This window comes from Pseudomonas sp. GW821-FHT10C09 (assembly GCF_059415465.1).
The window spans coordinates 21,700-35,291 of sequence record NZ_JBWKNG010000018.1; the positions used below are offsets into that span (position 1 = coordinate 21,700).

Annotated in this window: 12 protein-coding genes and 2 pseudogenes; 8 read left to right on the forward strand and 6 right to left on the reverse strand. The window is 60.9% G+C overall.

The annotated features are described in order from the left end of the window. Positions 1-24: 24 nt before the first annotated feature. Together AC07N8_RS19430 and AC07N8_RS19435 are read left to right on the forward strand one after the other, a co-directional pair. Positions 25-1,038, forward strand: a complete 1,014-nt coding sequence (locus AC07N8_RS19430) for a zinc-binding alcohol dehydrogenase family protein (RefSeq protein ID WP_493145661.1) — start codon at positions 25-27, stop codon at positions 1,036-1,038. A 150-nt stretch (positions 1,039-1,188) separates the two neighbouring features. Beyond that, entirely contained in the window at positions 1,189-1,362 is a 174-nt protein-coding gene (locus tag AC07N8_RS19435) for a hypothetical protein (RefSeq protein WP_172825920.1), read from the forward strand. Between the two features lie 8 nt (positions 1,363-1,370). Here AC07N8_RS19435 and AC07N8_RS19440 read toward each other — a convergent pair whose 3' ends face one another. Together AC07N8_RS19440 and AC07N8_RS19445 are read right to left on the reverse strand one after the other, a co-directional pair. After that, positions 1,371-2,567 carry a multidrug effflux MFS transporter gene (locus tag AC07N8_RS19440; protein WP_483843961.1) on the reverse strand — a complete coding sequence of 399 codons (1,197 nt, stop codon included), beginning with the start codon at positions 2,565-2,567 and terminating at the stop codon, positions 1,371-1,373. A 132-nt stretch (positions 2,568-2,699) separates the two neighbouring features. After that, positions 2,700-2,897, reverse strand: coding sequence for a cation transporter (locus AC07N8_RS19445; protein ID WP_483843962.1), 198 nt, complete (start codon positions 2,895-2,897; stop codon positions 2,700-2,702). Between the two features lie 147 nt (positions 2,898-3,044). Between AC07N8_RS19445 and AC07N8_RS19450 the strand changes: the two genes are divergently transcribed. From AC07N8_RS19450 to cueR, 3 genes are all read left to right on the forward strand, one after another. Beyond that, a complete protein-coding gene (locus AC07N8_RS19450) occupies positions 3,045-3,428 on the forward strand; it encodes a hypothetical protein (protein WP_483843963.1) in 384 nt (127 codons plus the stop codon). A 199-nt stretch (positions 3,429-3,627) separates the two neighbouring features. Next, positions 3,628-6,018, forward strand: a complete 2,391-nt coding sequence (locus tag AC07N8_RS19455) for a heavy metal translocating P-type ATPase (RefSeq protein WP_493145662.1) — start codon at positions 3,628-3,630, stop codon at positions 6,016-6,018. Then, complete coding sequence (gene cueR, locus AC07N8_RS19460) at positions 6,018-6,431, forward strand: Cu(I)-responsive transcriptional regulator (RefSeq protein ID WP_027921859.1); 414 nt, start codon at positions 6,018-6,020, stop codon at positions 6,429-6,431. The genes AC07N8_RS19455 and cueR overlap by 1 nt, the downstream gene beginning before the upstream one ends. Here the strand turns inward: cueR and AC07N8_RS19465 are convergent. After that, on the reverse strand, positions 6,385-7,602 hold the full coding sequence (locus AC07N8_RS19465) for an MFS transporter (RefSeq protein ID WP_483843966.1): 1,218 nt from the start codon (positions 7,600-7,602) through the stop codon (positions 6,385-6,387). The genes cueR and AC07N8_RS19465 overlap by 47 nt on opposite strands. 73 nt (positions 7,603-7,675) lie before the next feature. Between AC07N8_RS19465 and AC07N8_RS19470 the strand changes: the two are divergent. Further along, a pseudogene (locus AC07N8_RS19470) lies at positions 7,676-7,771 on the forward strand (metal ABC transporter ATP-binding protein); the annotation flags it as partial. A gap of 72 nt (positions 7,772-7,843) precedes the next feature. On the opposite strand, the gene AC07N8_RS19475 reads toward AC07N8_RS19470, so the two are convergent. Next, the gene (locus tag AC07N8_RS19475) at positions 7,844-8,737 is read right to left on the reverse strand and encodes a PA4780 family RIO1-like protein kinase (protein ID WP_123436005.1); all 894 of its coding nucleotides are present in this window, start codon (positions 8,735-8,737) and stop codon (positions 7,844-7,846) included. A gap of 525 nt (positions 8,738-9,262) precedes the next feature. Here AC07N8_RS19475 and AC07N8_RS19480 point away from each other — a divergent pair. Then, positions 9,263-10,270, forward strand: a pseudogene (locus AC07N8_RS19480) (cache domain-containing protein); the annotation flags it as partial. Between the two features lie 129 nt (positions 10,271-10,399). After that, a complete protein-coding gene (locus AC07N8_RS19485) occupies positions 10,400-11,128 on the forward strand; it encodes a methyl-accepting chemotaxis protein (protein ID WP_371258932.1) in 729 nt (242 codons plus the stop codon). A gap of 93 nt (positions 11,129-11,221) precedes the next feature. On the opposite strand, the gene AC07N8_RS19490 is transcribed toward AC07N8_RS19485, so the two are convergent. Both AC07N8_RS19490 and AC07N8_RS19495 read right to left on the reverse strand, forming a co-directional pair. After that, positions 11,222-12,013, reverse strand: coding sequence for an AraC family transcriptional regulator (locus AC07N8_RS19490; protein ID WP_493145663.1), 792 nt, complete (start codon positions 12,011-12,013; stop codon positions 11,222-11,224). Positions 12,014-12,188: 175 nt separating this feature from the next. Continuing rightward, positions 12,189-13,466, reverse strand: a complete 1,278-nt coding sequence (locus AC07N8_RS19495) for an acetyl-CoA C-acetyltransferase (RefSeq protein ID WP_483843968.1) — start codon at positions 13,464-13,466, stop codon at positions 12,189-12,191. Between the last annotated feature and the right edge of the window lie 126 nt (positions 13,467-13,592).

Consider the following 13,592-nt stretch of genomic DNA (forward strand, 5'->3'; position numbering starts at 1 on the left):
TTATTACCTTTGGGAATTCCCTAGATGAAAGCCATTGCCTATTACAACGCGTTGCCGATCAGCGACGAACACTCCCTGCAAGACATCGAGTTGCCAGAACCGGTGGCCGGCCCGCGCGATCTGCTGGTGGAGGTCAAAGCCATCTCGGTCAACCCGGTGGACACCAAGGTCCGCCAGAACGTCCAGCCTGAAGCAGGCGCGGCCAAGGTGTTGGGTTGGGACGTGGCCGGTGTGGTCAAGGCCGTCGGCAGCGACGTGACCTTGTTCAAGGTCGGCGACAAGGTTTTTTACGCGGGCTCCATTGCGCGTGCGGGCGGAAACAGCGAACGCCACGTGGTGGATGAGCGGATCGTTGGCCACATGCCGAAAACCCTCAATTTCGCCGAAGCCGCCGCACTGCCGCTGACCGCCATCACCGCTTGGGAATTGCTCTTTGAGCGCCTGCAAGTGCGCGAAGGCAATACCGATGAAGGTCAGAGTCTGTTGATCGTCGGCGCGGCCGGTGGCGTGGGTTCGATCCTCACGCAATTGGCCAGCCAGCTCACCGGGCTTAAGGTCATCGGCACCGCTTCACGTCCGCAAACCCAAGGCTGGGTTCGTGAATTGGGCGCCGACCTGGTGATCGATCACAGCCAACCGCTAAGCGAAGAACTCAAGCGTGCCGGCGTGGACGCCGTGACCCATGTCGCCAGCCTGACCCAGACCGATCAGCATCTGGACCAATTGGTCGAGGCACTGGCGCCGCAAGGCAAGCTGGCGCTGATCGATGACCCCAAGTCGCTGGACGTGACCAAGCTCAAACGCAAGAGCCTGTCGCTGCACTGGGAGTTCATGTATACCCGCTCGCTGTTCGAAACCGCGGACATGATCGAGCAGCACAAATTGCTCAACCGCGTAGCCGGGCTGATCGACGCCGGCACTTTGAAAACCACGGTCGGCGAGCACTTCGGCACCATCAACGCGGCCAACCTGCGCCGTGCACATGCGTTGCTGGAGAGCGGCAAAGCCAAGGGCAAGATTGTACTGGAAGGCTTCTGAAACATGATGAAACAGTGTCGCTCAGCAATGAGCGACACCGTCAGTCCGAAGGTTGACCTCTGTCACAATAGCGATCGTATTCGGGTCTACAATCGAAATCTCTGCGGCACAATCTTTACGTAGCAACTTTTACGAGAGGAGAGATCAGCAATGAAGATCCTGATAAAAGAAGTGGCTAAATCTCAGTGGCAAGTCCGTCTGGACCAGCATGCCGTGACCTTTCGCAGTGAAGCCGAAGCACTGGCCTTTACCCGAACCCTCGAAGCCCGCCTGTACGCCCCCCACCAGATTCCCGGTCGCCAACAGCAGCGCGCTGCTGGCTGAGCCCGTCCTCAAACCTGGGCTTGCGCCAACGCCCGGGCATTTTGCAAACGACGGGTGAGCATCGCCATGCTCACCACCAACACTCCGCACAGGCTGATGACCATCGCCATCGGCACGGCGCTGCCATCGTGTAAAACACCGACCAGCGCAGCCGCACCGGCCGCGACGGTGAACTGCAGGCACCCGAGCAATGCCGACGCACTGCCGGCGCGGGCGCCCTGCCCGTTCATGGCACATGCCGACGCATTGGGCAGGATGCAGCCGAGGCTGGAGATGCAAATAAACAGCGGGATCAGCAACGGCCACAGGTGCTCAGGGTGCAGCGCACTCACAGCGAGCAACGCCAGGCCGGCGGCCAGGTAAACCCACACAGCACGCGCCAGCAAGAACGCCGGACCGCGCTTGGCCAGCAATCGCGCATTGACTTGCGCCGTCAGAATAAACCCCGCCGCGTTGATGCCGAACAGCCAGCCGAAATGCTCGGCCGGTACACCGTAGAGCTTGATGAACACGAACGGGGATCCGGCGATGTAGGAAAACATCCCGGCGATGGCGATGCCACCCGTCAGCGCGTGACCGAAATAGACCCGATCCGACAACAGGCGGCCGTACTGACGCAAGGCACCCGACAATGGCTGACGTGGCATATGCGCGGGCAGGCTTTCCGGCAACCCGAGTGCCACGGCCAAGCCGGCCAGGGCACTGAAACCGGATAACGCCAGGAAGATCGACTGCCAACCTGTGGTGTTGACCAGCAAGCCGCCGAGCATCGGCGCGAGAATCGGCGCCAGGCCCATGACCAGCATCAGTTGCGAATAGACTTTTGCCGAGCCCACGGCGTCGCATTTATCACTGACCACCGCACGGGAAATCACCATCCCCGCACAACCGCCCAACGCCTGGACAAATCGCGCGCCGATCAGCCATTCGAGGTTCGGCGCATACGCGCAGGCCAGCGAAGCGAGGGTGAACAGACCGACCCCGGTCAGCAACGGGATACGCCGCCCAAAACGATCGGCCACCGGGCCGTAGGCCAGCTGGCCAATCGACAAACCGAGGAAGTACGCCGCCAGGGTCAGTTGAACGTGTTTTTCATCGGTGCCAAAGGCCAGCGCCATTGCCGGGAAGGCGGGCAGATAGAAATCGATCGCCAGCGGACCGAAAGCGGTCAGGGCGCCAAGAATCAAAATGGTACGGAAATTCATCAGGCATCCAGTTGAGCATGCGTCGGCAGGCCCCACAGTCTAGCCGGGCATGAACGCCTTGAACATTCCGATAGCTCGCTAACTATTAAAAACCCGCTGAATGAATGCAGAACAATGTGGGATTGCGTTGGATCAGGCGACTTTGGCTTCGTAGCCTTCTTCGGTGATCGCGGCGATCACTTGCTCAACCGTCAGCGCGCTCTCGACCCCGACTTCCTTGGCCGCCAGATCAACCCGCACGCTGGCCGCCGGATCCTTGGCCTGCACCGCCTGGGTAATGGCTTTGACGCAGTGACCGCAAGACATGCCCTGAACGTTGAACACTTGCATGGTGTGGCTCCTTTATTGAGGTTGCGAGCAGTCTCGAGCTTGCCACCGTGGCAAGGTCAAGTTCTTCGACAATCTGCCGGGCTGGCATTCGGCGGCGCGCTCGGCCAAGCTGCGTGCATCAATGACTCGATTTCAGGAGATTCAGCCATGCGCTGGTCAGCTCTCAGCCTGTTTGGCTTCCTCAGCCTCTTTGCCGCGACACCTTCGGTTCAAGCCGCCGGGGAGGACTATGGCGTACTGATCATTTCCCGCGAGCGCCTGGAAGTCGCGACCTCCTGCGAAATCGGCGTGTACATCCAGGATCAACTGTCCGCACGACTGTTCCAGGAGCAAAGCACCTCGTTCAACCTGCCGCCGGGCAATGTGTCCCTGCGCCTCAAACTGCTGCCGGGCCAGGTGCCGGGTTGCAACCCGGGCATGCTCGCGCCGGGCTCGCAGATCATCTCGCTCAAGGCGGGTGATGTGTTGAAGTTCCGGATCGCGATGACGCAGGAAGGGATGTACCTCAAGCCTGCCGCACTCGAATACTGAGCAAATCCAATGTGAAACCCTTGTGGGAGCGAGCCTGCTCGCGAATGCGGTGTGTCAGTCAATATCTGCATCACTGACACACCGAATTCGCGAGCAGGCTCGCTCCCACAGAGTTCGGCGGTGACACAAATATTGGTGCTTGACCTTGCCCGCATGGCAAGGTTGATCCTGTAGGCATCTACTACAGGGAGCGCGACCGATGTCCGAATCCACCACGTTCGATCTGCCGATTGCCGGCATGACCTGCGCCAGTTGCGCCGGGCGTGTCGAACGCGCCTTGAGCAAAGTCATCGGCGCCACCGCCGTCAGCGTCAACCTCGCCACCGAACTGGCCCGCGTCCAGGCACCCAGCGACAGCTTGCCCGCGTTGATGGACGCTGTTGAACAGGCCGGTTACAGCGTGCCCCGGCACAGCCTGGAACTGAGCATCGACGGCATGACGTGCGCCTCGTGCGTCGGCCGGGTCGAACGGACGCTGGCCAAGGTGCCGGGGGTCCAGAGCGTCAGCGTCAACCTGGCCAACGAACGCGCCCACCTCGAACTGCTCGGCCAGATCGATCCGCAGACCTTGATCGCGGCAGTGACCAAAGCCGGTTACGCCGCCAGTGTCTGGGAAGTCGAACACCCACCCACCGACACTCAACAACAGCGCCTGCACCGTGAGCGGTGGGCGCTGATCATGGCCATCGTCCTCGCCTTGCCGCTGGTGCTGCCCATGCTGCTGCAACCGTTCGGCGTGCACTGGATGCTTCCTGCCTGGGCGCAATTTTTGTTGGCAACGCCGGTGCAATTCATCTTCGGCGCACGTTTCTATGTGGCAGCCTGGAAAGCCGTGCGCGCCGGGGCCGGGAATATGGATTTGCTGGTCGCCCTCGGCACCAGTGCCGGTTACGGCCTGAGTCTTTACGAATGGGCCACTGCCGCCGGGCGCATGCCGCACCTGTATTTCGAAGCCTCGGCTGTGGTGATTGCCTTGGTCCTGCTCGGCAAATACCTGGAAAGCCGCGCCAAGCGCCAGACCGCCAGCGCCATTCGCGCCCTTGAAGCCTTGCGCCCGGAGCGGGCGATTCAGGTGATAGAGGGTCGCGAACAAGACGTCGCCATCAGTGCCCTGCGCCTCAATGACCTGGTCATGGTCAAACCCGGTGAACGCTTCCCGGTGGACGGCGAAGTGGTCGAAGGCCAGAGCCACGCCGACGAAGCGCTGATCAGCGGCGAAAGCCTGCCGGTGCCCAAGCAACCCGGCGACAAGGTCACCGGCGGCGCGATCAACGGTGAAGGGCGCTTGTTGGTGCGCACCCAGGCCTTGGGCGCGGAAACCGTGTTGGCGCGCATCATTCGTCTGGTCGAAGACGCCCAGGCCGCCAAGGCGCCGATCCAGAAACTGGTGGATAAAGTCAGCCAGGTATTCGTGCCCACCGTCCTGCTGATCGCGCTGGCGACCTTCATCGGCTGGTGGCTGTACGGCGCGCCGATTGAAACCGCCTTGATCAATGCCGTCGCGGTGCTGGTGATTGCCTGCCCCTGTGCCCTGGGACTGGCCACGCCAACAGCCATCATGGCCGGGACCGGCGTGGCCGCACGTCACGGGATTCTGATCAAGGACGCCGAAGCGCTGGAACGCGCGCATGAAGTCAGTGCGGTGGTGTTCGACAAGACCGGCACACTGACCTCGGGCGCGCCGCGCATTGCGCATCTGACGGCCATCGACGGCGACGAATCCGCCCTGCTGCAAATGGCCGGCGCGCTGCAACGGGGCAGCGAACACCCGCTGGCCAAGGCCGTGCTGGATGCCTGCGCCGAACGCGGTTTGACCGTAGCGGATGTCAGCGACAGCCAATCGCTGACAGGGCGAGGCATCGCCGGCACGCTTGAGGGGCGTCGACTGGCATTGGGCAATCGTCGTCTATTGGAAGACAGTGGTTTAACCGCGGGTTCGTTGGCGGACTCGGCAACCGCCTGGGAAACCGAAGGCCGAACCCTGTCCTGGCTGATCGAGCAAAGTCCCGAACCGACAGTGCTCGGCCTCTTTGCCTTTGGCGACACCCTCAAACCCGGCGCCCTGCAAGCCGTGCAACAGCTCAGCGCGCGGCACATCAGCAGCCACCTGCTGACCGGTGACAACCGTGGCAGTGCCAAAGTCGTCGCCGAGGCGTTGGGCATCACCGATGTCCACGCCGAAGTGCTGCCCGCCGACAAAGCCGCCTCCGTCGCCACACTGAAAAAAACCGGCGTGGTGGCGATGGTCGGCGACGGCATCAACGACGCCCCGGCGCTGGCGGCGGCGGACATCGGCATCGCCATGGGCGGCGGCACCGACGTGGCGATGCACGCGGCCGGCATCACCCTGATGCGCGGCGATCCACGGCTGGTGCCGGCGGCGCTGGAGATCAGCCGCAAGACGTATGCGAAGATCCGCCAGAACCTGTTTTGGGCCTTCGTCTATAACCTGATCGGCATTCCGCTGGCAGCGTTCGGCTTCCTCAACCCGGTGCTGGCCGGTGCGGCCATGGCATTGTCGAGCGTCAGCGTGGTGAGCAATGCGTTACTGTTGAAAACCTGGAAGCCCAAGGACCTGGAGGACAATTGATGAACATCGGTCAAGCAGCCCGTCAAAGCGGCCTGAGCGCGAAGATGATCCGTTACTACGAGTCCATCGGCCTGCTCAAGGCTGCCCATCGCACCGACAGCGGCTACCGCGTTTATGGCGACGATGATTTGCACACGCTGGCGTTCATCAAGCGCTCCCGGGACCTGGGGTTTTCACTGGAAGAAGTCGGCAAGCTGCTGACCCTCTGGCAGGACCGCCAACGCGCCAGCGCCGACGTGAAGGCCCTGGCCCGTCAGCACATCGACGAGCTGAACCAGAAGATCCGCGAGCTCGGCCAGTTGCGCGACACCCTGCAAGACCTGGTCGAGCATTGCCAGGGCGACCATCGCCCCGACTGCCCGATCCTCAAGAACCTGGCGTCGGGCTGCTGCGCCGAACCTGTGCGCCCCTGATCGCCAGCCCCTTCACCACCAGCAACGTGGTGAGGGGAATGCCGTGGAACAGCAACACCACCGCACCCGGCGTCCACCACGAATAAAACGGCGCGGCGACCAACATGCCGACGCCGAACCCGGTCATTTGCAGCAGCGTCAACAAGCTGAAAATCGGCAAACGCAGAGCGTCCGGTTCACGTTGCAAACGGGACATCAGGCCGACTTCCGAGAAGCCGTCGCCCAATCCCGCCGGCAACGAGAACAACAACAAACCGAACAGGGTCTGCTGCTGAAACATCAGGATGAAGCCGCAGGACATCAGCAACACCCCGAAGAAAAACCGCCGCTCCAGATTGATGTTGTCCGAGCCTTTCAGGCGACTGGCGATTCGCGCACCGATCAATTTTCCGCTAGCCCAGACTGCCAGCGCCAGGCCCAATGTTGTGCTGGCCGCTTCGGGGGTCAGTAGTTTGGAAATTATGGGCAAGCCCACGTTGTGCGCGGCACTGCCAAGGGTGTCGGCCATGGTGACCGCGAGCATTGCGGCCACTACCGGTGCGCTGCGCAACCCTTGGCGCAACGCCGACCATTCGCCTCCCTTGTCGGCCGATTCATCACTGGCCACCGGGATCGAAAAGCGCAGCGGCAGGATGAACAACGCGGCCAACAGATACGTCACCACGTTCAGCGCAAACACCGTCTCAAACCCAAACGCCGCTACCAACAGGCCCGCCACCAGACTGCCGCCGACCATCGCGGCCGAGGAGGCAGAGGTAATCCAGGCATTGGTCTTGAGCAGGTGTTCGTCATTGATCAAGTACGGCAGCTGACTGTTCAGGCCGATGGCAAACATCGAGTTGCCGAAGCCCAGGCCAAATGCGATGACCGGCAGCAGCAGCGCCTGTTGAGCAACCGGCAGCACCAGCAACAAGCCGAGCAATCCTGCACGCAACAGGTCGAAGGCGATCAACGGCATGCGCCCGCCCCAACGGCGATAGAACGTGGTGCCGATCAGACTGGCGAAAATCCCGCCACCGACACGGCTGGCGAGAAAGATGCCGACACTCATGGCGCTGTTGCTGAGCAGGTAAACATAAGTGGCCAGGGCGACCATGTTGAGGAAAGCGCCAAAGTCCGAAACCAGACGGGCGGCGATGATCAGGCGGGCGTTGCGGGTGGAGGTGTTCACATTCAATCCTTGAGTGTGGGGAGTCCGGGAGATCACAAAATTCAATAAAACGGAAAATCTATAGTGAAAGCAAATGACTGTGGGAGCGAGCCTGCTCGCGAAAGCGATGGATCAGTCGACATTGAGTTTGAATGACACACCGCATTCGCGAGCAGGCTCGCTCCCACAGTAAACATCAGTGTTTGGGAAGTTGGGGGCATCTACAAAAAACCCGGCCGAAGCCGGGTTTCTGTTTAGCCCATCACTGCATCCAGGGCGGAGGCGGTTCTTCGGCCTTGCTCGGTGGCGCGTCGTCGGCAGCGCGGATCGCTTGCTTACGCTCTTCGTCCAGCCGCGCAGCCTCGATTTCACGAATGACCCCGCCAACGTCAGCCAACTCTTCCGGCTCGTCGAACTCACCGGTCAAGATGCTGGCCGGGTGCAAGGTGCCGGCTTCGTACAACGCCCACATTTCCTTGGCGTACTTGGTCTTTTTCAACTCCGGCGCAAACCGCCCGAAGTAGGACGCCATGTTGCCCACGTCCCGCTCCAGCATGTTGAACGCGTGGTTGTTACCCGCCGCATCCACCGCCTGAGGCAGGTCGATGATGACCGGGCCGTCCGGGGTCAACAGCACATTGAACTCGGACAGGTCACCGTGCACCAGACCGGTACACAGCATCAGCACGATCTGCGAAATCAGGAACGCGTGATATTCACGGGCCTGGTCCGGTTCCAGTACCACGTCGTTCAGACGCGGCGCGGCATCGCCGTATTCATCGGCCACCAGCTCCATGAGCAGTACGCCTTCGAGGAAGTCATACGGCTTGGGCACCCGCACGCCGGCACCGGCCAGACGGAACAGGGCCGCCACTTCGGCGTTCTGCCAGGCGTCTTCGGTTTCTTTCTTGCCGAACTTGGAGCCCTTGGCCATGGCGCGAGCCTGACGGCTGTTGCGCACCTTGCGGCCTTCCTGATACTCGGCCGCCTGACGGAAACTGCGTTTATTCGCCTCCTTGTAGACCTTCGCGCAACGTAACTCGTTGCCGCAGCGCACCACATAAACAGCTGCTTCTTTACCACTCATGAGTGGGCGCAGCACCTCGTCGACCAGACCGTCCTCGATCAGGGGTTCAATGCGTTTTGGAGTCTTCATCAGCTTTTATTGTGGGTCCTTTATTACCAAACACGCGAAAGTCATTCGTTATACGGCAATCCACTCGTTCGGGGGAGGGGTTGCCGACCTGTGAACGACGTGATGCACACAATGTGCCGGATTAATCGCTCATCCGCCGCCGGTCGTCAATGACCGTCGCAGATCATAGCCGAGCCAGTGACTCGCGTAAGCGAATGGTTTTGAGGGCATTTACGACAGAAGCTGACATCCGGACTCACACCCTTCGTAGGATTTTTCCAAACAGCCCTCAATTTCCCCCGCCAGCAGCCGAAGTCATCAGTGACAAAGGTATTTGTCCGACAATCGTTCCTACAGAAAACGACGGCGCACTCACGGACGCAACACGTAAAACAACGTTTTCGGCTGCCAATATTCCGCGAGTCATCTGCACTGCGTGGGCCTACAAGAAAATCTGGAGCGCGGATGAACATCAAACAGAAGTTGACCTGGGCGTTTGCAATCATCGCCTGCTTGCCCGTGGTGCTGGTCGCCACCCTCGTTGTGATGAACCTGCGCAGCGATGCCAAGGAAAGTTTCGTCGACGGCAGCGGTCGTGAAATTCGTCAGGTCAGCAACGCCATGCAATTGTTTTTCGACGGCATCAGCCAGAACGTCGACTACCTGGCCAAACAACCGCTGATCAAGGACTCCGACGACAGCCTCAAGACTTACATGAGCGCCAACGCCGAGAGCATTCCGCAAGGCGAGATGGACAAAAAAGTCTTCGGCCTCCTGCAAGACCTGGGCAACAGCCACCCGTCCTACGCCTATGCCATTCTCGGCACCGCGGCCGGTGGTTATGTGTCCTGGCCGGACGATGCCAAGCTGAACAACTACGACCCGCGCCAGCGCCCTTGGTACAAAGCGGCCCAGGCCAAGCCGGGCAAGCCGTTTCGCACTGAAGCCTATTATTGGGCACAGGACGATGCGACTTACGTCAGCACCGTGCGCACCATCGACAACAAGTTGGGCAGCAACGGCGGCGTGGTCAGCATCGACGTGACGCTCAAGCAGCTCACCGAAATCGTCAAACAGATCAAGCTCGGTGAAACCGGCTACCTGATGTTGCTGGAAAACACCGGCATGGTCCTGGTGGACCCGAAACAACCGGAACACAACTTCAAGCCGCTGAGCAGCCTCGGCGAGGGTTACGCACAACTGGCCAAGGCCGGCAAAGGCCTGGTGGAAGTCGAGCTCAACGGCGAACGTTACATGGCCAACGTCTGGCCGTCGGAGCAACTGGGCTGGACCTTCATCGGTCTGATCAAACAAAACGACGTAATGAGCTCGGCCACCCAACTGACCTGGCTGATCGCAATCATCGCCGCCGTGCTGGCAGTATTCTTCGCCATCCTCGGCGCCAGTTTCGCCAGTGTCATCGTGCGACCGATCCGCAGCGTTGCCAGCGGTCTGGAAGGCATCGCGCAAGGCGAAGGCGACCTGACCAAGAACCTGGAAATCCGTGGCAGCGACGAAACCGCGCAACTGGCCAGTTGGTTCAACCAGTTCCTGACCGCAATTCGCAACCTGATTCAAAGCATCGGCGGCGCCGCGACCAAGATTCTCGCCACCTCGAAAAGCTCGACCCAGGTCTCCCACGACATGGCCGAAGCTGCCGGGCGCCAGCGTGAAGCGGTGGATATGGTGTCCACGGCGTTCCACGAAATGGTCGCCACCGCCAACGAAGTCGCGCGCTCTTGCAGCCAGGCGGCGGACTCTGCCGACAGTGGCCAGCGCCAGGCACGCGAAGGTCAGCAGCAGATTGATGCGGCGGTGAGCAGCGTTGATCGCTTGAGCCAGGAAATCGAACAGTCGGCGCAGTCGATGCAGCAACTCGAGCGCGACAGCAACGACATCCAGTCGATTCTGGGGACCATTCGCTCGATCGCCGAACAGACCAACCTGCTGGCGCTGAACGCTGCCATCGAAGCGGCACGTGCCGGCGAGCAAGGTCGCGGGTTTGCGGTGGTGGCTGACGAAGTACGGGCGCTGGCCAAACGCACGGCGGATTCCACGGCAGAAATCGACGGCCTGCTCGGCAACCTCGCCAAGCGCACCAGCCAGGTGACTCAACAGATGCACGCGAGCCTGGAAGTGTCGCAGCAGTCGGTGAGCCGCATCGGCGAAGCACGCAACAGCTTCGGGTTGATTCGCGAATCGGTGGACGTGATCCGCGACATGAACACGCAGATCGCGACAGCGGCCGAAGAACAGCATCACGTGGCCGAAGACATCAACCGGCACATCAGCCAGATCCATGGCGATGCGCAATTGGTCGCGGAACTGGCGAACTCGGCGCGTCTGGATTCGCAAAGCCTGGCCGGGCTTTCGAATGAACTGGACGGGTTGGTTCGACGCTTCAAAACCTGATCTTCAGCAACTCCACACATCCATCGATGTCAGCCACATGTACTGTGTTCACCCAGATCAACTTTGGGAGTGAGCCTGCCATCGATGGAGGTGTTATTGCTTGAAGAGTTCGCCAGGGGTAAACCCGAACAGGCTTTTGAACGCAGCAATAAACGCCGACGTCGAGTCATACCCACACGCCAGCGCGGCATTGGTCACGCTGTCGCCCTCCTCCAGCAAACTCAACGAAGACAACAGTCGCATCCGTTGTCGCCAGCCGCGAAAGCTTAAACCCGTCTCACGCTGAAACAGCCGCATCAGGGTCTTTTCCGACGTTCCCAAGCGCTCTGCCCACGCCTGCAACGTCACGTTCTGCTCGGGACTTTCAATCAGTTCATTACACAACTCGAGCAATCGCTGATGCCGTGGCAGCGGCAGGGAAAACCCCACCTCCGGCAAATTAGCCAACTGATCCAGCAACACGCCCACCAACCGCGCTTCCTGGCTGTCGCCCTGCGGATATTCCACGGGCAGCAAGCAAAAACTCTTGATCAGTTCCCGCGCCAACGGCGTGACTTCCAGCACCCGGCAGCGCCCGTCCGCCCACTCGCAATCCTCGCGGCGCACATACAGGCTGCGCATTTCGGCGCGCATCGAGGTCACGACTTGATGCTCAAGGTCCGCCGGGATCCAGATGCCCCACTGCGGCGGCGCATAGAAACTGCCTTCGGCGGTGTGTACGCCGAGAACGCCGCTGATGGCGTAGGAAAACTGCACCCAGTCGTGGCGATGGGGTGGCGTCCAGGAACCGGCGTTCAGGCTTTCTACCCGGGCGAATAGTGGACGCGGTAAAGCCGACAGGGTTGGGATGGTTCGTTCGAGGGAAAGTTGTCCGTTGGTCGTCATAGAGGGGCCTTATGTCGCATGACGGCAGATAGGGCGACAGTAGGCCAAGTCCTCAATTCCTACAAACACATTCCTTGTGCGAGCGAGCCTGCTCGCGAAGGCGGCGTATCAGACGACATCACCCTTGAATGACGCACCGCATTCGCGAGCAGGCTCGCTCCCACAGGGGAAAGTATCAACGCTCGATGATAGCGGTCACGCCTTGGCCGCCCGCCGCGCAGATCGAGATCAATCCCCGGCCCTTGCCCGCCGCGTCCAGCAACTTCGCCAGATTAGCGACAATGCGCCCACCGGTTGCCGCAAACGGATGCCCGGCCGCCAGTGAACTGCCTTTGACGTTGAGGCGGCTGCGGTCGATGGAGCCCAGTGGCGCATCAAGCCCCAGGCGGGTTTTGCAATACTGCGGATCTTCCCAGGCCTTCAACGTGCAGAGCACTTGCGCGGCGAAGGCTTCGTGGATTTCGTAGTAGTCGAAGTCCTGCAAGGTCAGGCCATTACGCGCCAACAATCGCGGCACCGCGTACACCGGCGCCATCAACAGGCCTTCGGCACCGTTGACGAAATCCACCGCCGCCGCTTCGCCATCGCGCAGGTACGCGAGGATCGGCAAGCCACGTTCCTTCGCCCATTTTTCACTGCCCAGCAGCACCAGCGACGCACCGTCGGTGAGTGGCGTCGAGTTGCCCGCCGTCATCGTGCCCTTGGCACTTTTCTCGAACGCCGGTTTCAGCTTGGCCAGTTGTTCCAGGGTCAGGTCCGGGCGCAGGTTGTTGTCGCGGGTCAGGCCGAGGAACGGTGTCATCAGGTCGTTGTGCCAGCCTTCGGCGTAGGACGCGGCCAGATGGTGATGGCTTTCCAGCGCCAGTTGATCCTGTTCTTCACGGGGGATGTTCCAGGTCTGCGCCATCAGCTCGCAGTGTTCACCCATGGACAAACCAGTGCGCGGTTCACCGTTGCGCGGAAACTCCGGAATCAGATGCCGAGGCCGCAGTTGCAGAAATGTTTTCAGTTTGTCGCCGGTGGTCTTGGCGCGATTGGCTTGCAGCAAAATCTTGCGCAGGCCTTCACTGACGCTGATCGGCGCATCCGAGGTGGTATCGACGCCGCCGGCAATGCCGCAATCGATCTGTCCCAGGGCAATCTTGTTCGCCACCAGCAACGCCGCTTCCAGCCCGGTGCCGCACGCTTGTTGAATGTCATAGGCCGGCGTTTCCGGCGACAGCCGTGAGCCGAGCACGCATTCGCGGGTCAGGTTCATGTCCCGCGACAGCTTGAGCACCGCCCCCGCGACCACTTCACCCATGCGCAGGCCGTGCAGGTTGTAGCGTTCGATCAAGCCTTCGAGCGCTGCGGTGAGCATCGCCTGGTTACTGGCGGTGGCATACGCCCCGTTGGAGCGGGCGAAAGGAATACGGTTACCGCCGATAATCGCGACGCGGCGCAGCTGAGTCATGAAAAGCTCCTTGTGAATTATTCAAATTGAAACCCGATCCCCTGTAGGAGTGAGCCCGCTCGCTCCCACAGGGTTTGTATTCCAATTCCAGTCTGCGATCACCCTGAAAGTGCCGCTACAAACTAC

Bases quoted from the DNA above. Each gene is read 5' to 3' on its own strand.
- AC07N8_RS19490 (WP_493145663.1), bottom strand. From the start codon at position 12,013: ATGACGACCAACGGACAACTTTCCCTCGAACGAACCATCCCAACCCTG.
- AC07N8_RS19485 (WP_371258932.1), top strand. From the start codon at position 10,400: ATGGTGTCCACGGCGTTCCACGAAATGGTCGCCACCGCCAACGAAGTC.
- AC07N8_RS19455 (WP_493145662.1), top strand. From the start codon at position 3,628: ATGTCCGAATCCACCACGTTCGATCTGCCGATTGCCGGCATGACCTGC.
- AC07N8_RS19435 (WP_172825920.1), top strand. From the start codon at position 1,189: ATGAAGATCCTGATAAAAGAAGTGGCTAAATCTCAGTGGCAAGTCCGT.
- AC07N8_RS19495 (WP_483843968.1), bottom strand. From the start codon at position 13,466: ATGACTCAGCTGCGCCGCGTCGCGATTATCGGCGGTAACCGTATTCCT.
- cueR (WP_027921859.1), top strand. From the start codon at position 6,018: ATGAACATCGGTCAAGCAGCCCGTCAAAGCGGCCTGAGCGCGAAGATG.
- AC07N8_RS19440 (WP_483843961.1), bottom strand. From the start codon at position 2,567: ATGAATTTCCGTACCATTTTGATTCTTGGCGCCCTGACCGCTTTCGGT.
- AC07N8_RS19475 (WP_123436005.1), bottom strand. From the start codon at position 8,737: ATGAAGACTCCAAAACGCATTGAACCCCTGATCGAGGACGGTCTGGTC.
- AC07N8_RS19445 (WP_483843962.1), bottom strand. From the start codon at position 2,897: ATGCAAGTGTTCAACGTTCAGGGCATGTCTTGCGGTCACTGCGTCAAA.
- AC07N8_RS19450 (WP_483843963.1), top strand. From the start codon at position 3,045: ATGCGCTGGTCAGCTCTCAGCCTGTTTGGCTTCCTCAGCCTCTTTGCC.
- AC07N8_RS19430 (WP_493145661.1), top strand. From the start codon at position 25: ATGAAAGCCATTGCCTATTACAACGCGTTGCCGATCAGCGACGAACAC.